This is a genomic window from Chryseobacterium sp. SORGH_AS_0447 (assembly GCF_030818695.1).
In the GTDB taxonomy this organism is placed as follows: domain Bacteria; phylum Bacteroidota; class Bacteroidia; order Flavobacteriales; family Weeksellaceae; genus Chryseobacterium.
Window position 1 is genome coordinate 1,360,107 of record NZ_JAUTAR010000001.1, and the last position, 20,022, is coordinate 1,380,128.

At 40.3% G+C, this 20,022-nt stretch carries 19 protein-coding genes; 11 read left to right on the forward strand and 8 right to left on the reverse strand.

The genetic code is table 11. The annotated features are described in order from the left end of the window. Window positions 1–46: 46 nt before the first annotated feature. Complete coding sequence (locus QE422_RS06395) at window positions 47–2,908, forward strand: pitrilysin family protein (protein WP_307456038.1); 2,862 nt, start codon at window positions 47–49, stop codon at window positions 2,906–2,908. Window positions 2,909–3,070: 162 nt separating this feature from the next. Here QE422_RS06395 and QE422_RS06400 read toward each other — a convergent pair whose 3' ends face one another. Together QE422_RS06400 and QE422_RS06405 are read right to left on the reverse strand one after the other, a co-directional pair. Next, complete coding sequence (locus QE422_RS06400) at window positions 3,071–3,655, reverse strand: DUF3109 family protein (RefSeq protein ID WP_307456040.1); 585 nt, start codon at window positions 3,653–3,655, stop codon at window positions 3,071–3,073. A 6-nt stretch (window positions 3,656–3,661) separates the two neighbouring features. Beyond that, window positions 3,662–4,567 carry a DUF6427 family protein gene (locus QE422_RS06405; protein ID WP_307456042.1) on the reverse strand — a complete coding sequence of 302 codons (906 nt, stop codon included), beginning with the start codon at window positions 4,565–4,567 and terminating at the stop codon, window positions 3,662–3,664. Between the two features lie 42 nt (window positions 4,568–4,609). On the opposite strand from QE422_RS06405, the gene QE422_RS06410 reads away from it, so the two are divergent. Continuing rightward, on the forward strand, window positions 4,610–4,843 hold the full coding sequence (locus QE422_RS06410; protein WP_294287079.1) for a hypothetical protein: 234 nt from the start codon (window positions 4,610–4,612) through the stop codon (window positions 4,841–4,843). A gap of 70 nt (window positions 4,844–4,913) precedes the next feature. Here the strand turns inward: QE422_RS06410 and QE422_RS06415 are convergent, their stop codons facing one another. From QE422_RS06415 to QE422_RS06440, 6 genes are all read right to left on the reverse strand, one after another. Continuing rightward, the gene (locus QE422_RS06415) at window positions 4,914–5,363 is read right to left on the reverse strand and encodes a universal stress protein (protein ID WP_307456045.1); all 450 of its coding nucleotides are present in this window, start codon (window positions 5,361–5,363) and stop codon (window positions 4,914–4,916) included. Window positions 5,364–5,422: 59 nt separating this feature from the next. Then, a complete protein-coding gene (locus QE422_RS06420; protein WP_307456047.1) occupies window positions 5,423–6,028 on the reverse strand; it encodes a fumarylacetoacetate hydrolase family protein in 606 nt (201 codons plus the stop codon). Window positions 6,029–6,031: 3 nt separating this feature from the next. Beyond that, complete coding sequence (locus QE422_RS06425) at window positions 6,032–6,499, reverse strand: hypothetical protein (protein ID WP_307456049.1); 468 nt, start codon at window positions 6,497–6,499, stop codon at window positions 6,032–6,034. 143 nt (window positions 6,500–6,642) lie between these two features. Beyond that, the gene (locus QE422_RS06430; protein WP_294300140.1) at window positions 6,643–7,041 is read right to left on the reverse strand and encodes a hypothetical protein; all 399 of its coding nucleotides are present in this window, start codon (window positions 7,039–7,041) and stop codon (window positions 6,643–6,645) included. 1 nt (window position 7,042) lies between these two features. Continuing rightward, window positions 7,043–7,807: a 3'-5' exonuclease gene (locus tag QE422_RS06435; RefSeq protein ID WP_307456050.1), complete on the reverse strand. Its 765-nt coding sequence runs from the start codon at window positions 7,805–7,807 to the stop codon at window positions 7,043–7,045. 103 nt (window positions 7,808–7,910) lie between these two features. Continuing rightward, window positions 7,911–8,624: a phosphatidylcholine/phosphatidylserine synthase gene (locus QE422_RS06440; protein WP_307456052.1), complete on the reverse strand. Its 714-nt coding sequence runs from the start codon at window positions 8,622–8,624 to the stop codon at window positions 7,911–7,913. 233 nt (window positions 8,625–8,857) lie between these two features. Between QE422_RS06440 and QE422_RS06445 the strand changes: the two genes are divergently transcribed. From QE422_RS06445 to QE422_RS06485, 9 genes are all read left to right on the forward strand, one after another. Continuing rightward, a complete protein-coding gene (locus QE422_RS06445; protein WP_307456054.1) occupies window positions 8,858–10,789 on the forward strand; it encodes an LTA synthase family protein in 1,932 nt (643 codons plus the stop codon). A gap of 151 nt (window positions 10,790–10,940) precedes the next feature. Then, entirely contained in the window at window positions 10,941–11,357 is a 417-nt protein-coding gene (locus QE422_RS06450; RefSeq protein WP_307456055.1) for a DUF2147 domain-containing protein, read from the forward strand. Window positions 11,358–11,471: 114 nt separating this feature from the next. Beyond that, window positions 11,472–12,452, forward strand: a complete 981-nt coding sequence (locus QE422_RS06455) for a pyruvate dehydrogenase complex E1 component subunit beta (RefSeq protein ID WP_307456057.1) — start codon at window positions 11,472–11,474, stop codon at window positions 12,450–12,452. Between the two features lie 123 nt (window positions 12,453–12,575). Then, window positions 12,576–14,570, forward strand: a complete 1,995-nt coding sequence (locus QE422_RS06460) for a KUP/HAK/KT family potassium transporter (protein ID WP_307456059.1) — start codon at window positions 12,576–12,578, stop codon at window positions 14,568–14,570. Between the two features lie 67 nt (window positions 14,571–14,637). After that, on the forward strand, window positions 14,638–15,111 hold the full coding sequence (locus QE422_RS06465) for a Fur family transcriptional regulator (RefSeq protein ID WP_029294631.1): 474 nt from the start codon (window positions 14,638–14,640) through the stop codon (window positions 15,109–15,111). A 1-nt stretch (window position 15,112) separates the two neighbouring features. After that, the gene (locus QE422_RS06470) at window positions 15,113–16,864 is read left to right on the forward strand and encodes an OstA-like protein (protein ID WP_307456064.1); all 1,752 of its coding nucleotides are present in this window, start codon (window positions 15,113–15,115) and stop codon (window positions 16,862–16,864) included. A gap of 451 nt (window positions 16,865–17,315) precedes the next feature. Continuing rightward, window positions 17,316–18,491 (forward strand): aspartate aminotransferase family protein, encoded by a 1,176-nt coding sequence (locus QE422_RS06475; RefSeq protein WP_307456066.1) that lies wholly within the window; start codon window positions 17,316–17,318, stop codon window positions 18,489–18,491. A gap of 187 nt (window positions 18,492–18,678) precedes the next feature. After that, complete coding sequence (locus QE422_RS06480; protein WP_307456068.1) at window positions 18,679–19,065, forward strand: START-like domain-containing protein; 387 nt, start codon at window positions 18,679–18,681, stop codon at window positions 19,063–19,065. Window positions 19,066–19,141: 76 nt separating this feature from the next. After that, window positions 19,142–19,954 carry an aminotransferase class IV gene (locus QE422_RS06485; RefSeq protein ID WP_307456070.1) on the forward strand — a complete coding sequence of 271 codons (813 nt, stop codon included), beginning with the start codon at window positions 19,142–19,144 and terminating at the stop codon, window positions 19,952–19,954. Window positions 19,955–20,022 lie beyond the last annotated feature (68 nt).

A 20,022-nucleotide genomic window follows, 5' to 3' on the forward strand; every position in this document is an offset into this window, starting at 1 on the left:
GAATAATTTATACTTTTGAACAAAATTAATAATCAAAAAACAAGCTATGAAAAAAATGTTTTCGTCATTTGCCGTGGTCTTCCTGATGTCTGCAAATGTTTTTGCTCAGAATATTCCTACGGATGCTTCTGTACGAACCGGTACGCTTTCCAATGGAATGAAGTATTATATCAAAAAAAACACATTACCCGAAAAGAAGGTGGATTTTCGTCTGGCTATCAATGCCGGATCCATCCTCGAAGATGAAAACCAGCGCGGGCTGGCTCACTTCATGGAACACATGAATTTCAACGGTACCAAGAATTTTCCCGACAACAAATTGGTGGATTTCTTACAGTCGATCGGTGTAAAATTCGGACAGCACTTAAATGCATATACCAGTTTCGACGAAACGGTTTATATGCTTCCTGTGCCGCTGGATAAGCCTGGTAATCTGGATGCCGGACTTAAAGTAATGGAGGACTGGGCTTTTAATGCTACCCTTTCAGACGAACAGATCAATAAGGAAAGAGGAGTCGTACTGGAAGAACTCAGGCTCGGTCTGGGAGCGGATAAAAGAATGTCAGATAAATACCTTCCGAAATTGTTGTATAATTCTCAGTATGCCAACCGGCTGCCGATCGGTAAAAAAGAAGTGCTGGAAAACTTCAGCCCTGATGTGATCAGACAGTTCCACAAAGATTGGTACAGACCGGATCTTATGGCCATCGTTGTAGTAGGGGACATCAATGTGGACGAAGTAGAAAAGAAAATCAAAGACAATTTCGGCAAATACAAAAATCCTGCAACGCCGAAGGAAAGAAAAGTATTCGATCTTCCGAACCATAAGGAAACATTGGTAGCTATTGAAACGGATCCCGATGCGACGAGATCGATGGTACAGTTTATTATGAAAGATGCTGATGCCTATCAGCCGGACGTTACCGTGGAGCAGTATAACCAAAGCCTTATAGAGCAGATTACCTCTACGATGCTGAACAATAGGCTGGGTGAACTTGTCAACTCCAACAATCCTCCCTTTACTTACGGATCGGTTTACCACGGCGGAACCTATGCCAGAAGCAAAGAAGCATTCCAAGGATTTGCGATGGTAAAAGACGGAAACCAGCTGAGTGCCCTGAAGGTCCTTTTAGAGGAAGTGGAAAGAGCAAAAAGATTCGGATTTACCCAAACGGAACTGGATCGCGCTAAAGCGCAGGTAATGTCCAATATCGAAAGAACCTATAACAACCGTGACAAAACGGAAAGCGATGAGCTGGTAGATGAATATGTAAGGAATTTCCTCGAACATGAGCCGATGCCGGGAATTGCCTGGGAATATGAAGATACCAAAAAATTTCTTCCTTCGGTAACCCTTGCGCAGACCAATGAAGTCATCAAAAAATTTGTAAAAGACGACAGCAGGGTAGTGGTAATCACCGGTCCTAAAAAAGACAATGTGCAGATGCCGACCGAAGCCATGGTCATGAATACTTTTGATGCGGTAAAAATCGCTGACCTAAAACCGTATCAGGAAAAAGCCACTATTAAAAACCTGGTGAAGCCCTTTAAATCGGAAGGTAAAATCGCTAAAACCGAGACGGATGCAAAATTAGGAACAACAACCTGGACCTTAGGCAACGGAGCAAAAGTGACCTTTAAGAAAACAGACTTCAAAGATGACGAAATTGTATTCTCAGCAAGAAGTATGGGTGGAAGTTCCCTAATCAATGATGTGGATTTCAATAAAACACAGTTTGCCTTCCCCGCATTGCCCGAAGCAGGGGTAAATGGCTTCACAAAAGCTGATCTTACCAATTACCTGGCAGGAAAGCAGGCAAATGTAAACGCAATGATAGGTCCATATTATGAAGGAATTTCAGGAAGAACGAACCAGAAAGATTTGGGAACGGCCATGGAGCTGATGTATGCTTACTTCACAGGATTGAACTACAATCAGGATGCTTTCAATGCTTATAAAACAAAACAGTCTGCGATGCTGGACAATCTGCTTTCAAACCCGCAATTTTATTTTTCCAGTGAGCATGCCAAATTCATGAATCAGAAGAACCCGAGGTTCATCGGTGTTATCCCGATGCAAAAAGACTGGGCCAATACGGATTATAAAAAAGCTTACGACATCTATAAGGAAAAATTTGCCAACGCCGGAAACTTCCATTTCTACTTTATCGGAAACATTGATGAAGCCAAACTTAAGAATGAAGTATTGCAATATATCGCAAGCCTTCCGTCCACTGGAAAAACCACTAATTTCAAGGATACCGGATACAGGCAGATGACCGGTGATTATACAAAGGTTTACAAAAAAGGAAAAGATCCTAAAAGCATGGTTACCATTTCCTACAGCGGAGAAGCACCTTATAATGAGAAAGAAGCTCTGGCTATGGAAGCATTAGGCGAAGTAGCCACCATTAAGGTAATTGAAAAGTTGAGAGAAGATGAGAGCGGGATCTATGGCGGAGGTGCCCGGGGAGGAATGTACAAAGTACCTTTCGGAAGCTATAATTTCAGCATCAATTTTCCTTGCGGACCGGAAAATGTGGATAAACTGACCAAAAGTGCGATTGCGGAACTTCAGAAATTAATTGATAAAGGCCCGGAACAGAAAGATCTGGATAAGTATAAAGAAGGAGAAATGAACGATTACAATACCCAGATCAAAGACAATATGTTCTGGATGAGCAATCTTACCAAAAACCAGTTCGACGGTACCGATAAGTACGAAATCCTAAACTATCAGGAAAAAGTGAAGGCACTTACGGTAAAAGACCTTCAGGACGTTGCCAAAAAATACCTTACCAAAGGCAGGATCGTTGCAACACTGATGCCGGAAGACGGCTGGGAAAATACCAAGAAACCGGAAACAAAAGCAGAAACTGCAGTAATAAAAACCGGCGCAGCGAATTAATTTAAATAATTGATATCCGATATAAATTCAAAGAAAAACCGTCCTGTAATTTTACGGGACGGTTTTGTTTTATATAATGCCGTCTGTATTAGAATCCGGGCAGCACTTAAATAATACTAGCAAATACTCTAAACGCTCCAACTCCAAACCCCTCAAACTCAACTAAGCTCCATACTCCTTCTTCCACTCCTCAGCTACTTCGCTTAAAGTATCGTAAAAATCTTCTCCGTATTTACGGATCAACGGGGTTTTCAGGAATTTGTAAACGGGAACCTGCAATTCTTTGCCCAGCGCACAGGCATCGCTGCAGATCTTCCATACATCATAATTCAATGCTTTAAAAGTGGAGTATTCCGTTACCCGGATCGGGTAGAGGTGGCAGGAAATCGGCTTTTGCCAGTCTACCGCGCCGTCTTCATACGCTTTTTCAATCCCGCATTTCGTAATTCCGTTTTCATCGAAAGTTACGTAGGCGCACTCCCGGTTTTCAACCATGGGGGTCACGTACATTCCGTCCATCGGATCGGTGGTCCAGGTTCCGATCTGTTCGATGGATCTGATGCCTTCCTGGGTAAGGTAAGGTTTGATTTTATCAAAAATGTTGTCTAAAATTTCCAGTTCACTTTTATCTAAAGGAGCACCTACATCTCCTTCCACACAACATGCCCCTTTACATTTCGAAAGGTTGCAAACAAACTCTTCGGAAAAAATATCCTCGGAGATCAATTTATCGTCTATCTGAATCATAATCTTTTAAAATAAGTTAAAATACGTTCCGGCTTTAAAACCGGATAAGCTGAAAATTATTAGCCACAGGCTCACTTCCTGCATCCAGTATTTCGGCAGGAACCTCAGCATCCGGCTAATGATAATCGTCGAGGGGAAAGCCAGAAGCAGTAAATATTCGTAACTTTTATTCATATAAAGAACAATCGTGATCAGCTGTGCTACGGAGAATACCAGGAGGAAGGTATATTTGTAGCGGCTTATCGGGCTCTTTTTGTTGTAATTTCTAAAGTGGTCGTAGATCGCGTAGATCAGCATCAGCATCACTGGGATCAGAGGGATCAGCTCTTTGTAGTCTTCAGCCGGTTTCAGCTTTCCGAAAGGGAAATAATCGATATTCCAGCTTGTGAAACCAAAGAAGAACATCACCGAGAAATAGCTGAATACAATTAGGATAATCCCCAGCAGGAAGCGGAAGATATTTAATCCGATCCTTTCCGAAGTGGCAATCACGTGAATGATCACAAAAACCGCCATAGGCCAGGTTGTCGGAAGGAAAATAAAATTGAGGGCAACGATCGAACCTACCAGCACGTATGATCTCTTTCTGATATCTTCGTTTGTGCTTGTGAGCAGCAGGAGAAGAAAAGAGTTGGTAAGCAGGGAAACGGCAATCCCGATGTCCAGATGTCCGGGATACAGACCGGAAATAAAGAAAGTATATAAAAACAGAGGCAGGTGGGTCTGGTAATTCAGGGCAATGCTGTGGAAACAGAAATATCCTAAAGCAATTCCCAGAAAAGTAATCCCGGCAATAATCGCCTCATAGGTGTTGAAATTCAATAAATTAAAAGTTATTACGATTAAAAGAAGAAACCCGATGTACACAGGAATTGAAAAAATATTGCTTTCTTTTGAAAGTAATTTAAACATTTTTTATAAATTTGTACAAAGTTAATTTAAAAAAGGAAAATAATGACGTCTTTCTTTCTATTCTTAAGCAAAGTTTTCAAATGGTCTTTCGGTTTCTTTGATGCTTTCGGTAATGTTCTGAACTGGATTCTGTTTATCGTTTGCTGCGTAATGTTCACGTACTGGTGCTACGTTTTAGTATCCACGTTAGGGAACAATAAAGATAAAGACTACTATTCTCCAACGGAAGGTAAGCATCCTTACTACGATCCGACGATCTACAAAAATGAAGGTTAATTAATTGGTTATATAGTAAAAAGCCGATCGGATTTTATATCTGATCGGCTTTTTTATTAACGATTAAAATTTAATTTTCACTTTTTTCATGGATTGGAAGTACCAACACCGGGATATCGGAATCCTTTGTAATGCCTTTTGTCAGGCTTCCCACAAAAACATCATAGATGCCGCTTCTTCCATGTGACCCCATCACAATAAAATCGGCCATCTTATCCTTAGCGTGTTCCAGAATAATATCTTTTGCCAAGCCCTGCTTCAGAATATGTTCGCAGTCTACGCCATGAGCCAGGATTTTCTGCTGAAGTTTGTTCAGCTGCACCAGCTCTTCACGGATTTCATTTTCTTCCACTTCCGGAAAGTACTGGAAGCCCATATCGCCGATGGCAAAACCGATATCGGAAGGCGCCACGTGAATAAGATAAATCCTGCCGTTGATCTGCTTAGCAAATCGTACGGCTCCTTCTAAAAGCTGATCGGTCTTTTCCCCAAAATCTACGGGTAATACTATATTTACCATGATCTTTAATTTTGTCTATTAAAGATAGGAAAATTATGCCAAACGACCCCACAAAATGCCTACAATATTCGGATGTCGAGCACTTTTTCGTTTTCAAGATACGCTTCCAGAATATCATTTTCCTCCACTTTACCTACCCCTTTCGGCGTTCCCGTGAAGATAAGATCTCCCACCCTCAGGGTAAAATACTGGGAAACAAACGCAATAATATCATCGATGGTAAACATCATGTCTTTCGTATTACCGTCCTGCACCTTCTCCTTATTCTTGAGTAATGAAAACGATAAAGCTTCGAGGCTGAAATTCTCTTTCTTAAAAAAGTTTCCTACCACGGCAGATCCGTCAAACCCTTTGGCCAGTTCCCACGGCAGCCCTTTCGATTTCAGGTCGCTCTGAAGATCCCTTGCCGTAAAATCGATTCCCAGACCGATTTCGTCATAATGCTTGTGAGCGGTTTCCTTCTGGATGTATTTTCCGCCTTTTGAAATTTTCACGACAACTTCCAGTTCGTAATGGACATCTTCCGAAAACTCGGGAATATAAAAATCGTTTCCTTTCAGCACTGCAGTGTCCGGCTTGATAAAGATCACGGGCCTTTCCGGGATCTCATTGCCCAGTTCTTTGGCATGTTCGCTGTAATTTCTTCCTATGCAGATGATTTTCATAATTTATTTAATATTAAATGTTGTATCGATGGATAATTTTTCGTTGCCCATATACCGGATATGTAAAAATTGGTGGTCTTGTTTGAATGTTATACTATCAAGATATTTTTTATCCGGAATAGAGAACAATTCTTCTTTCTCTTCAAATGGAAATTTTTTCCGTACAAAATAAATATCCTGGGCTTTCGTCATTCCGGACGAATGATATTCGCTTTCAATTCTGTAATTTTCCTTTTCTCTGATCACGGATGGGATATGATAAGCTTTTATTCCTAACAATCCGATAATGATTAAAATAAACTGGTGTATAACCGGGATATTAAAGACAAAAGAAAATAGATTGATGATCAGCAATCCCGGATTTCTGATGCCGAATTTCATGGCCAGCAACAGGCAGCTCAGAGAGAACCCGTATAAAAAATTCTGGGTCCAGACTCCGTAAAAATGTGCAATTCCTAGAAATTCAATCATATAAAAAGAATACAGGATAAGCCCTGAAATCAAAAATAGCCTGGCTGCTTTATAATGAGGCTGCTTAGGAATTCTTTTTATAAAAAAAGCAAAAATGCCCGTGACAAATACCAATAGTGAAAAGTTGAAAAGCTCGTTCATCGTCAGTGCGTAAACTCATTCCCGCAGTAATAGCATACAAACTTATGGCTCGTCAGGATTGAAATCCCGAAAAAGCTGGTGGCACTGTCGTCCCGGTAAATATGGTTGGAACCGCATTTCGGGCATACAAAATCAAAAGGCGGGTTTTCGATGGTATGCTCTACTTCCAGCGGAAATTCTTCATTTTCTTTATAGTCCAGCAAAGCCTGATGGGCTTTTTCAAGGTCTTCCTCAAATACCTGCAGCTGGATACCCCCAACCGCCTGAGACAGGAGCCAGTCCGACTGGATCAGCTGCTCGTTCGCAATAAAACTGTTGATGCCGCTTTCCGCCAGGATCTGTTTGTCACGGTTCGCCTGAAGCGCCGTTTCGTAGAATTTGAATTTTACAAGCTCGCTCATTTTAGAATCTGCTGGATAACTGAATTTTAGTAAATACCTTCTTCGTATACAATGGGAATTCGGCATTCTGAAGCCACCCGAAATATCCAAGATCTTTCTTGAAGACAACTTTTACACATTGCCCTTTATACTTCCCGAAGTTGAATACTTCCTCCAGTTTTTCGTTGTACCCGATAAATCCGGCAAGGTCTGCGTGTTTGTTGTGGAAGGTAAATTCACTAAGCGGACCGATTTCATTCGGGATATCGTCATATTTTCCGACCTGCGCGTCCAATACTTCAAAAGTAGCCATCACATCGGCTTCCGCAGAGTGTGCGTTTTCCAATGTTTTTCCGCAATAGAACTGGTACGCGGCACTCAGGTTTCTCGGTTCTTTTTTATGGAAAATCGTCTGGGCATCCACCAGTCTGAATTTGCTCAGATCAAAATCGATTCCTACCCGCAGCAGTTCTTCAGCCAATAGAGGAACATCGAAACGGTTGGAGTTAAAGCCGCCAAGATCACTTCCGGCAAGCATCTCCATAATTTTCGGAGCGATTTCTTTGAAGGTTGGCGCATCTTTTACATCCTCGTCGTAAATCCCGTGGATTTCACTGCATTCTTTCGGGATCGGCGTTTCAGGATTTACCCTCCAGGTCTTGCTCTCCCTGGAAGCGTCAGGATTTACTTTTAGGATACAGATTTCCACGATCCGGTCTCTCCCGATGTTGGTTCCTGTCGTTTCTAAGTCGAATATGCAAAGCGGTTTATGTAATTTTAAATTCATTTTAATTTGCTTTTAGCTAATGGCGGGTTGCTTTCGCGCCTATGTTTATTTTTTAATTTTAGAATATTTCAATTTGAGAACAGAATTTCTGTCTTCTATCATTTTACTTTAATTGTTTCTGAAAGATCAGAGAAATCAGGATATAATAAATGATGACTAAAGGAATTCCGACCGTTTTAAAGATAAGTAAAATAAGAACAGCTCCGACCAATAGAGCTATCTTCGGATAATTATCCTCCAACTTCATCGATTTGAATTTCATGGCGATCATTTTCAAAGGCGAAATTAAAAGCCATGATGAAAAGACGGTTGAAATAATAAGAAACAATTCATTGTTCAATAGAAAAGGAAAGCTCTGATTTTCTTTAAAAGCATAATACAGCCCGAAAATCAAAATCGTATTGCTCGGCGTATTCAATCCTTTAAAATAATATTTCTGTTCTTCATCCAGATTGAAAATAGCCAGCCTCAAACAGGAAAACAGGGTAATTAACAATCCGAAATATTTTATCTCAAAAGGCAATGAGAAGCCAAGTACATCGGTACTGAAAGGTTCAAGCATTTTAAACATCGTCAAACCCGGAACCAGCCCGAAGCTCACCATATCCGCCAGAGAATCCAGCTGTGTTCCCAGATTGGAATTGGCCTTCAGAGCCCGTGCTACAAAACCGTCAAAAAAATCAAGAACCAATGAAAACAGGATGCAGATGGCTGTGGTCTGATAATCGCCCAGGATAAGATGGATCGCGCCTACACATCCGGAAAACAGATTCCCTAGAGTAATGGCGTTGGCCAGATTGTTTTTGATAAAATTCATAAATACAAAATTAAAACAATTAATTAATTTATCAGCGGAACAAGAGCACAATGTATCAGTCTAACCATGTAACAATATAACCATCTTTTGATCTAACGGCAGTACAGTAATCTGATAATGTATTAATTATTGAAGTCAGCAGGTATTTCGTTACATTATAACATTGCTACACTATTATATTGCTACACTGCTACATTATTAAATTGTTTCATTATTTGATGTAAATTTGCACCATGAAATTTTTTAAAGAATTTAGAAAACAGGAGGTTCTGGTGCTGTTGTACAGAATCTTTCTGGCTTATTTCTTCTACCAGATGGCGAGATTCCTTTTTTGGTTTTTCAACAGAGGACTGATCAAAATAGATTCCGTTTCAGAATATTTCAGCCTGGCGTATCACGGGATTGCTTTTGATACGACGGCCATTTTATATGTTAATGCTCTTTTTATCTTTCTCAGCCTCATTCCGATTGTTGTTAATACAAAAAAAGGATATCAGAAATTCCTGTTTTGGCTGTATTTTATCACCAACGGAATTACCTATGCCATGAATTTCGGGGATTTTGTGTATTTCAAATTTTCCCAGATGAGGCTGACTTCGGCGGCCATGCAGGTAGCGAAACATGAAGACAATATGTTCCGGGTTTTTACGGCCTCCATTATTCAGAACCCTTTTATCCTGTTGTGGTTTGTGTTGTTAATGGCGTTATGGGTTTTTCTGTATAAAAAAGTAAGAGTCAATGAGCGGAAGCCCGTTAAGCTTGTGCCGTACTTTATCTGGTCGGTTTTGGTGCTCTGTCTCACGGCGGTTCTGGCTGTTGGCGGAATCCGGGGAGATTTCAAGCACAGTACAAGGCCCATCAATCTGGTGGATGCCAACCGGTTTGTCAGGCTGCCTTCGCAGGGAAATGTCGTTTTAAACAGTACCTTTTCATTTTTCCGGACTTTAAATACGAATAATTTTAAAGAAGTTCATTTCGTAGATCAGAAATTCATAGATGAAAATATACATCCTTACAAAGTATACCAGCGGAACGTCGTTTCCAAACCCAATATTGTTATTTTTATCGTGGAATCCTTCGGAAGGGAATATTCAGGAGCGTTTAATAAAGATAAAAATATAAAAGATTACGTTTCTTATACCCCGTTTATCGACAGTCTGGCCAGCGAAAGCCTTATTTTCCCAAATACTTTTGCCAACGGAAGACAGTCGATCCACGGCATGAGCTCCGTGCTGGCCGGGATACCAAGCCTTACCGATGCGTTTACCAGCTCACCGTATTCCAACCAGAAAATCCAGTCGATTGTTTCGGTGTGCAACGATATGGGCTACGATACGTCTTTCTATCATGGGGCTCCGAATGGTTCCATGGGCTTCCTGGGCTTCGGGAATATCCTGGGGTTTAAGCATTATTTCGGAAAAACGGAATACAACAACGACCAGGATTTCGATGGGATCTGGGCGATCTGGGATGAGCCGTTCCTGCAGTATTTTGCCAGAAATGTCGGGAAAAAACAGCCTTTTATGGCAACGGTATTTACTGCTTCTTCCCATCATCCTTTTAAAATCCCTGAAAAATACAAAGGGAAATTTAAAAAAGGGAAAATTGTAATGCACGAGCCGATCGAGTACACCGACTATGCGATTAAAAAATATTTCGAAACGGCAAAAAAACAGCCGTGGTATCATAACACGATTTTTGTATTTACCGGCGACCATACCAATGAAATGTATTATCCGGAATATGAAAAAGCCATGAACCGCTTTGCCGTTCCCCTTATTTTGTATTCTCCGAATCCTGAATATCATTTAAAAGGTGTAAATCCTGAACTGGCGCAACAGATCGATATTTATCCGACACTGGCCGATTTAATCGGCTACAATAAGAAAATCAGAAGCTGGGGAAGAAGCCTGGTGAGCGAGAAGCAGTATCAGCCAATTATTGCCAATTCCGACGGAACGGTAGAACAGTTCATTATCGGAAATTACATTTACCGTTTTGACGGAAAGGAAATTGTAGGCATTTTTGATAAGAATGACCTCGGACTGGAAAAAAATCTGATGTCCTCATCGAAAGAAAATGAAGAGGTAGCAAGAGGTAAGAAAATAGCAAAAGCCTGGTTCCAGGATTATATGGACCGGGTAATCAACAGAAAACTAAATTAAATAAATAATAGAGGTATTCTTATTTTTTTGGAATATCCTTTGTAATATATGCTGGGTATAATAAAATTTTTTGCGGTTTTAAAATTAATTTATATTTTTAGCAATATATAAAAGTAAAAAATTACTGTACTAAAATTTAAAAGATAAGAATATGAAAAAATTGTTGTTAACCTTCGTACTGTCGCTATTCGGCGTAATGACCTTTGCACAGATCGAGGGAAAATGGAAAACCATAGATGACGAAACAAAACAGGCAAAATCGATTGTGGAAATCTATAAAAGAGGAGATCAGTATTACGGGAAAGTGTACCAGCTTCTGATCAAGCCGGCCAATCCGAACTGTACGGAATGTAAAGATGACCGTAAAAACAAGCCGATTCTGGGACTGGAGATCATCAGAGGACTGAAAAAAGACGGTAACGAATTTACAGACGGAACCATTACCGATCCTAAAACCGGTAAAACCTATAAGTGTACCATCAAAAGAGAAGGCGATAAGCTAAACGTACGAGGGTATTTGGGGATCTCTGCTTTTGGCAGAACGCAGACTTGGCAGAAAGTGAATTAACCTGATCAGGATTAATTAAAATTAATAGACGGCATTTCAACAAATGAAATGTCGTTTTTTTTATGTAAATAATAAAAAAACACTACTTTTGTACTCTAAATTTTTCAAATAAATATGGCAGAATATACTTTTCGTGAGGTAATTGCACAGGCAATGAGCGAGGAAATGCGTAAAGACGAATCTATCTTTTTAATGGGGGAGGAAGTTGCAGAATACAACGGTGCATATAAAGCTTCAAAAGGAATGCTTGATGAATTTGGTCCTAAAAGAGTAATCGATACCCCTATCGCTGAGCTTGGTTTTACAGGGATTGCTGTAGGTGCTGCGATGAACGGTAACAGACCAATTGTAGAGTATATGACCTTCAACTTCTCGCTGGTGGGTATTGATCAGATTATCAATAACGCCGCAAAGATCCGTCAGATGAGCGGCGGACAGTGGAATTGTCCTATCGTTTTCCGTGGTCCTACGGCATCTGCAGGTCAGTTGGGAGCTACCCATTCCCAGGCTTTCGAAAACTGGTTTGCAAATATTCCGGGACTTAAAGTTGTGGTTCCTTCAAACCCTTACGATGCGAAAGGATTATTGAAAACTGCGATCCAGGATAACGATCCGGTGATTTTCATGGAATCTGAGCAGATGTACGGAGACAAAATGGAAATTCCTGAAGAAGAATATTACCTACCGATCGGAAAGGCAGACATCAAGAAAGAAGGTACCGATGTAACGTTGGTTTCTTTCGGGAAAATCATGAAACTGGCAATTCAGGCAGCTGAAGATATGGAGAAAGAAGGGATTTCTGTAGAAGTAATCGATCTTAGAACCGTTCGTCCTCTGGATTACGATACGGTTTTAGCTTCCGTTAAAAAGACAAACAGACTGGTTGTTCTTGAAGAAGCATGGCCATTCGGTTCCGTAGCTTCTGAAATTACCTACATGGTGCAGCAGAAAGCATTCGATTACCTGGATGCTCCGATCAAGAGAATTACAACTCCTGACGCTCCGGCTCCTTACTCTTCCGCATTATTTGCAGAATGGTTCCCAAAACTTGAAAAAGTAAAAGAGGAGATCAAAAAAGCAATGTATGTAAAGTAACGAAACGATTATAGAGAAAAACTTCCGAAAGGAAGTTTTTTCATTTATTATATTCATGAAGAAAAATTCATGGGGTTGTAAATTTCACTTAAATTTGCGCTTTTAAAAATTAAATTAGCTGGTATGGCAGAAGTTGCAGAAAGCGGTCATCATTTTGACATTAAGAAGCTTTCTTTCATTGGAATCTTAGTCTCTCTTGGAATTGTTTTCGGAGATATCGGTACTTCACCGCTTTACGTAATGAAAGCCATTGTAAACGCTAGAGAAAGCGGAAGCTCAATGCCTTTCAATGAATATATCGAGGGAGCGCTGTCCTGTATTATTTGGACGCTTACCCTTCAGACCACCATCAAATATGTGATCATTGCTTTACGAGCAGACAACAAAGGAGAAGGGGGGATCCTTGCCTTATTTTCCCTTGTAAAAAATCTGAAAAAAGGCTGGCTGTACCTGATTGCTATCATTGGAGCGGCAGCCCTTATTGCAGACGGGGTAATCACGCCTTCCCTTACGGTAATGTCCGCCATCGAAGGTCTGGAAATCTACAATCCGCACACGCCGGTTGTGCCTATCACTATCGGGATCTTAATTGTGATCTTCGTGGTTCAGCAGTTCGGGACAAGCTTTATCGGTAAGTTCTTCGGACCTGTCATGGTGATCTGGTTTCTGGTATTAGGTGGTCTGGGACTGTCGCATCTAAGCGAGAATATTGAAATTTTAAGATCTTTTAATCCTTATTACGCCTATAAACTGATTGTCAACTCACCGAGCGCGATCGTGATTTTGGGGGCGGTTTTCCTTTGTACAACAGGTGCGGAAGCTCTTTATTCCGACTTGGGACACTGCGGGGCAAAGAATATCAGGGTAAGCTGGGGATTTGTAAAAATTATGCTGATTCTGAACTATCTTGGACAGGGAGCGTGGCTTTTAACCAATTATAATAAACCCGGTTTTTCTGTCGTAAATCCTTTCTTCGGGATTATGGAAGAATGGATGGTAGTTCCGGGAGTAATTCTGGCAACGGCAGCTGCGATTATTGCCAGCCAAGCCTTGATTACAGGATCATTCACCATTTTCTCAGAAGCAATGTCTCTGAATTTGTGGCCAAACCAAAAAATCGATTATCCTTCAGGGGTAAAAGGCCAGATGTATATTCCGAGAATCAACTGGGGGCTTTTACTTTTCTGTATCGTCGTGGTACTCCACTTCAGGGAATCCGGAAAAATGGAAGCGGCTTACGGATTATCTATTACCGTAACCATGCTGATGACCACGGTACTTCTGGTGTACTGGCTGTTGAAGCGAAGAGTAAACAAGCTTTTCATTTTAGTCTTTGCCTTGGTTTATATGGCTATCGAACTTGGTTTCTTCAGTGCAAACGTTATCAAATTCCTGGAAGGAGGCTGGATTACCGTTGTACTTGCCGGTTCTATCGGGATCTGTATGTATGCGTGGTATAACGGAAGACAGATCAAGACCAAATTCATCAAGTTCATTAAATTGGAAAAATACATTCCGATTATTAAAGATATGAAGCTGGATGAAACCATTCCGAAATACGCGACGAACTTAGCCTACCTGAGCCGTGCCAAAAGAAATGATGAAATTGAATCCAAGATTATTTACTCCATCATCAAAAAGCAACCGAAAAGGGCAGACCATTATTTTATCCTGAATATCACCAACCAGGAAGATCCGTATACATTTAAATACATTGTAGATGAAGTATTGCCGGGTACGATTTATAAAATCAATTTCATGCTGGGCTTTAAGATCGACAGAAGAATCAACGATTATTTCGATATGGTGCTGAGAGACCTGATGGCAGACGGAACGATTCCTTCCCGAAGCAGCCATCCTTCCCTGAGAGCACATAATATTCCGCCTGATCTTAAGTATGTGATCATAGATAATACCTATATCAACGATATACTTCTTACAGTAAAAGAGAAAATTATCTTAAATATCTATAATTTTGTTAAATATATCGGAAGCGACGACTTCAAAGCATGGGGGGTAACTTCCCATAATGTAGTGGTGGAATCTGCGCCTATGACGGAAGACTGTGTAGGAAATTCAAAAATCCAGCAATGCGATTTTATCCGTCACAACAGTTAAATTCTTTAACACTGGCCGACCATAAGTATTTAAATAAAAATCAATAAATTTGTAGATAAATTTTTTGATGGATACGATACAGAAAGAAAAAAATATCGCACTTATAAAGGACGTTCTTAGAAACTATTTACTGGAAAAAGGTTTCCGGAACACCCCTGAAAGATATACAATATTAGAGGAAATTTACAGTATGGATCATCACTTCAATGTGGATGATCTGTACCTTTTGATGCTGCAGAAAAAATACCATGTTTCAAAAGCAACCATTTACAATACGATTGAAATTTTCCTGGATGCAGGACTGATCCGTAAGCACCAGTTCGGGGAAAAAACGCTCACTTCTTCATCTTACGAGAAATCTTATTTCGATAAACAGCACGATCACCTCGTGATTTATAAGAAAGATTCCGATAAGGAAATTGAGGAAATCATTGAATTTTGTGACCCGAGAATCCAGGGGATTAAAGAAGCTATTGAAGAAGCATTTGGTGTAAAAATTGATTCCCATTCGCTGTATTTTTATGGCACTAAGAATGACTAATATGTCCCTGCCGCTAAGACTGCTGTTTTTGGTAGTGGTCTTTATTTCAACGTTTGCCTTTTCACAGGAACAGCCTAAGCCTTTCCAGAAAGATCCGTATTTTACCCCCGCTACTCCGCAGAAAAATGCTCCGCCCGCAGAAAAGGTAAAGCATATCCACTCCGACGAGCTGCGGAAGGACGAAAAATACGACGGGAATAATTACTTCGTAGGAAATGTGCAGTTTTCCCATCAGGGATCTCTGCTGAATGCCGATCTGGTGATTGTTTATGAAGAACAGAACTTCATTAAAGCTATCGGGAACGTAAAGCTTCAGAATGCAGACGGCTCCGTAATTACCGCCAATGAAATGGAGTATGACGGAAATACGCAGAAAGGGATCGCCCGTAAAAATGTCGTGCTTACCGATCCTAAAGGCACCGTCATCAGAACCGAAACCATGTATTACGACAGGGTTTCCAATCAGGCCTATTACAATACCGGAGGTACAATCAATGACGGTAAAAGTACGACGTACTCAAAATCTGCAACCTATTATCTTACGACCAGGACGATCGATCTTACCGGAAGGGTGAAGATTGAGGATAACCAATATGTTCTGGAAGGCGATAATGTTGTCCAGAACCAGAATACCAATATCGTCAACATTAATGGTCCGACGACAATCGTCAATAAAAAGAATCCTAAGAACCGGATCGTAACCGACAAAGGGAATTACAATACAAATACGAAAGAAGCTTTCCTTTATAAAAATTCAAAGGTGTATTACAATGATAAAATCCTTACCGGGGATGAAATGTACTACAACCAGCTGACCGGTTTCGGAAAGGCAACGGGAAATGTTACCCTGGATGATCCTAACGAAAGAAGATGGATAAAAGGAGGCTACGGGGAAATTTTCGAAAAGAAAGATTCTGCTATGATGACTAAAAATCCGTATGCGGTAAAGGCATTGGAAAAAGATTCCATGTACTTCGCTGCAGAAAAAATCATTTCTTTCCAGCGTCCGGATTCTGCAGATATCAAAGTTAAAAAAAGCTTTCTGCGGGCTTTCCGTAAAGGAAGGTTCTACAAATCGAATGCACAGGGAAGGGCAGACTCTATTGCCTTTAACGAAACGGATGGGGTGCTTCATATGTACACGGATCCTATTCTCTGGAGCAACGGTAAGCAGGTAACAGGAGACAAGGTAGAAGCTTATTTCAATACCCAAACCGAAAGCATCGACTCTTTAAAAGTAATCGGAAATGCTTTTGCCATCAGCAAAGTGGATTCTCTGAACCTGAAAGATGAATTCAACCAGGTAAAAGGAAAGCTGATGACGGTATACTATGGCGAAGATAATAACATTAAGGAAGCCAAGGTGATCGGAAATGCACAGGCCATATCTTATTCTGATGACGAAAACAAGCAGACCAAAGAAAAGGAAAGAATAGGGATTTCTCTCACCTCATGCGGAATCATCGATGCCATATTCGAGGAAAAGCTGCTTTATGTGGTGGAATGTAATATCGGTGCCACTTCAGACACTTATCCGATGAGTATGATCGAGCCTGAAAAACGGAAATTTCCGGATTTCAATTGGAATACCAAAGACCGTATTCTCAAATGGCAGGATATCCTGGTCGATACGCCGAATTATGAAGAAATCAAGTACGAATCCGACAATACCTTATACAATAAAGCTCAGGAGGCAGTAGAAAAAGAGAAAGCGAAAGAAGAAGCCAAGAAGCCTAAGCGGGTAAGAAGATAACCGTTTTTTACCGGTCAACTAAGAAAAAATACATCAGCTCACCATTTTCTATAGCGGAAATGGTGAGTTATCGTTATAAAAACTCTGTGTACATAGCCTTTTCAGGGCTTTTTTTTGCTTTAATGTTAAAAAAATTCAATCCATTTATTCAAAAACCAGTGAACGTAAAAACCCCGCTGCCAGAGCCTTCTGGGATTAATTAATTTTCATGATATGTTGAATTGAAGTAGCAGATCAGTATAAAAGTAAAATATTTTTTATTGAATGTGTATTTTTATTCAAATTTTTCTATATATTTATCATAGAAAATATATGAAACTATATTAATATTTTGTGATTTGGTGGTATCGCTTACAGAATTTACTGTAAGCGATTTTTTTATTCTATCGGGATTATTTCTGCATATCGCGAATGTTTTTTAGCTTTGCTGAAATTTTTCAGGAAAATGGAAATGCAAAAAGATTTTTTTACCTATCAGGCCCAGACGACACCATTTGCCGCAGGTTTTGAAGTTGAGAGAGCGGAAGGAAGCTATATTTACGGTAAAGACGGAAGAAAATACCTGGATTTTGTAGCCGGGGTCTCTGCAAATACACTGGGGCATTCGCATCCGAAAATCGTCGAAGCTATCAAGCAGCAGGCGGAAAAATATCTTCACGTTATGGTTTATGGAGAATATGCTCAGGAAAAACCGGTTGCGTTGTGTAGGCTGTTGGCCGAAGCTACCCCTGATCCCCTGGAAATTACCTATCTGGTGAACAGTGGGGCAGAAGCGATCGACGGAAGCCTGAAGCTGGCCAAAAGATATACCGGAAGGGAAGAGATCGTTTCCTTTAAAAACTCTTATCACGGGAATACGCACGGCGCCCTGAGTGTTTCGGGAAATGAATTTCATAAAAGGGAATTCCGGCCTTTACTGCCGATGGTTTCTTTTATTGAATTCAATAATGAAAACGATTTTGATAAGATCACGGAAAAGACGGCCTGTGTAATAATGGAAACGATTCAGGGAGCCGCAGGTTTTCTGGTTCCTGATAAAAACTATTTAGTCAATTTAAAGAAAAGATGTGAAGAAGTCGGTGCTTTGCTGATCCTGGATGAAATACAGCCGGGGTTCGGGAGAACCGGAAAACTGTTTTCCTTTGAGCATTTCGGAATTGTTCCGGATATTCTGGTGATGGGAAAAGGAATGGGTGGAGGCGTTCCGGTAGGCGCTTTTATGAGTTCAAAAAAGATAATGGAAACTTTATCCCATTCTCCGAAACTGGGCCATATTACAACCTTCGGAGGCAATCCGCTGATTGCTGCTTCCAGCCATGCCACTTTAGAGGAAGTGCTGGAAAGCGGACTGATGGGCGAAGTGGATGAAAAAGAGCAGCTATACAGAACCCTGCTGGTTCATCCCAAAATTAAAAATATCAACGGGAAAGGCCTGATGCTGGCAGTAAATCTGGGATCGCCGGAATATACGCTTGAAGTAGCCAAGAAATGTATGGATAAAGGGCTGATTGTCTTCTGGCAGCTATACAGGAATGAATATCTGCGGATTTCACCGCCGCTCACCATTTCAAAAAAAGAGATCGAAGAAGGCTGTAACATTATCATTGATGTACTGAACGAAAATTAAAATAGAAAACTCTTCATCCGAAGGGTTTTTTCGTGTAAACAGGCCGCAGTATCAGCAGGAAATTAGAACTAAACGCTTATTTAAAATTCTCTGACAAATATCATGAAGATTATATAAAAAAATAAATACATTTTTGTGTAATAAAAAAATTAATTTATATATTGCGGGACGATTAAAACAAAGATATATGGCGAAACATAAAGTCCATTACGAATTCCCAATGCACTGTCTATCAGAGATTTTATATGAATATCTGGCGACTGCGGAGGGGTTGTCTGAATGGTTTGCGGATGAGGTAACAGAGAAAGGCGATGACTTCTTTTTCAGCTGGGGCGGAGGACCTTCTGAGAAGGCGACTTTAATCAGATATAAGCCTGAAGGTTTTGTGCGTTTCCGATGGGAAGAAGATGAAGGAACGAAAAACTTCTTTGAAATGACGATCACTATTGATGATATTACCGAAGATCTATCCCTCAATATTACAGATTTCTGCGAAGAAGGCGATGAAAATGAAAATGCCATGTATTGGGAAAACCTTATAGAAAACCTTAGAATTAAATTAGGTGCTGCCTAAACGTAGGCCGCGCTGCATGATAAAACTGATGAACGATTTATCGTTCATTATTTTTTTATAAACAAATCAGAGACAAGTGGAAAATCAATATTTTACATCAGACGAAATAGCGGTACGGAACAGGGCTTTTCTTTCAGGAGATACGGTGAAGGTTTCCTTTTTTATCAGGAACGGTAATCTGATCATGGATGAGGAATGTTATTTCTTCCTGATGGCTTCCATGAGAAAAATGAGGCTGAACATTCCTTTAACCTATACCCTTGAGTTTTTCCAGTCGCTTTTCCAGAAAGAACTGATCGATGGGAAAGGGATCAAAAACGGAATTATCAATTTCCAGGTATTTAGAAATCTGGATGGGATGACCCTTTCGAAATCTTCGGTTTCTTACTTTTATGAAGTAACGGAAATGTCCGATGTGCTGGCAGTTCATGAAAGAGCTTTAGAACTGGATTTAATAAAGGAAATTAACGTTAATAATAACCTTTTAAGCAATATCCGTGTTCATAGCCCGGAAAACATTTACGGGGAGATTTATGCCCAGGAAAATGACCTGGATGATGTAATTCTCCTGAATCCTAATAAAAGGATTGCCCGTACGACTTTTGGAAATCTACTCTTTCTGGAAGGAAACGTTATTAAAATCCCTAAACAGACCGAAGGGGCTTACATTTCGCCTTTGATGGAAAATTTTGTCACCTTCCTGCATAAGAACAACCTTGCCGATATCCAGGAGCATGAGATCATTGCTTTTGAATCCCAGAAAGCTGAAGAAATCCTGTTGATTTCCGATGAAAAAGGAATTTTCACTGTGGGCAAAATCAGGAATAAAACCTTTGGAAATACCCGTCTTAAAGAACTGACGGAAAACTGGAGAAACAGTTTTTTATAATGAATATTTCATAAATTTTATATAAATGAAACCCGGCAATAATGCCGGGTTTTTTGATGCGATGAAAA

What these genes read in the sequence shown, in the direction of transcription:
- QE422_RS06395 (WP_307456038.1), top strand. Translation starts at nt 47, where the DNA reads ATGAAAAAAATGTTTTCGTCATTTGCCGTGGTCTTCCTGATGTCTGCA.
- QE422_RS06400 (WP_307456040.1), bottom strand. Translation starts at nt 3,655, where the DNA reads ATGATTCAGATAGACGATAAATTGATCTCCGAGGATATTTTTTCCGAA.
- QE422_RS06405 (WP_307456042.1), bottom strand. Translation starts at nt 4,567, where the DNA reads ATGTTTAAATTACTTTCAAAAGAAAGCAATATTTTTTCAATTCCTGTG.
- QE422_RS06410 (WP_294287079.1), top strand. Translation starts at nt 4,610, where the DNA reads ATGACGTCTTTCTTTCTATTCTTAAGCAAAGTTTTCAAATGGTCTTTC.
- QE422_RS06415 (WP_307456045.1), bottom strand. Translation starts at nt 5,363, where the DNA reads ATGGTAAATATAGTATTACCCGTAGATTTTGGGGAAAAGACCGATCAG.
- QE422_RS06420 (WP_307456047.1), bottom strand. Translation starts at nt 6,028, where the DNA reads ATGAAAATCATCTGCATAGGAAGAAATTACAGCGAACATGCCAAAGAA.
- QE422_RS06425 (WP_307456049.1), bottom strand. Translation starts at nt 6,499, where the DNA reads ATGATTGAATTTCTAGGAATTGCACATTTTTACGGAGTCTGGACCCAG.
- QE422_RS06430 (WP_294300140.1), bottom strand. Translation starts at nt 7,041, where the DNA reads ATGAGCGAGCTTGTAAAATTCAAATTCTACGAAACGGCGCTTCAGGCG.
- QE422_RS06435 (WP_307456050.1), bottom strand. Translation starts at nt 7,807, where the DNA reads ATGAATTTAAAATTACATAAACCGCTTTGCATATTCGACTTAGAAACG.
- QE422_RS06440 (WP_307456052.1), bottom strand. Translation starts at nt 8,624, where the DNA reads ATGAATTTTATCAAAAACAATCTGGCCAACGCCATTACTCTAGGGAAT.
- QE422_RS06445 (WP_307456054.1), top strand. Translation starts at nt 8,858, where the DNA reads ATGAAATTTTTTAAAGAATTTAGAAAACAGGAGGTTCTGGTGCTGTTG.
- QE422_RS06450 (WP_307456055.1), top strand. Translation starts at nt 10,941, where the DNA reads ATGAAAAAATTGTTGTTAACCTTCGTACTGTCGCTATTCGGCGTAATG.
- QE422_RS06455 (WP_307456057.1), top strand. Translation starts at nt 11,472, where the DNA reads ATGGCAGAATATACTTTTCGTGAGGTAATTGCACAGGCAATGAGCGAG.
- QE422_RS06460 (WP_307456059.1), top strand. Translation starts at nt 12,576, where the DNA reads ATGGCAGAAGTTGCAGAAAGCGGTCATCATTTTGACATTAAGAAGCTT.
- QE422_RS06465 (WP_029294631.1), top strand. Translation starts at nt 14,638, where the DNA reads ATGGATACGATACAGAAAGAAAAAAATATCGCACTTATAAAGGACGTT.
- QE422_RS06470 (WP_307456064.1), top strand. Translation starts at nt 15,113, where the DNA reads ATGTCCCTGCCGCTAAGACTGCTGTTTTTGGTAGTGGTCTTTATTTCA.
- QE422_RS06475 (WP_307456066.1), top strand. Translation starts at nt 17,316, where the DNA reads ATGCAAAAAGATTTTTTTACCTATCAGGCCCAGACGACACCATTTGCC.
- QE422_RS06480 (WP_307456068.1), top strand. Translation starts at nt 18,679, where the DNA reads ATGGCGAAACATAAAGTCCATTACGAATTCCCAATGCACTGTCTATCA.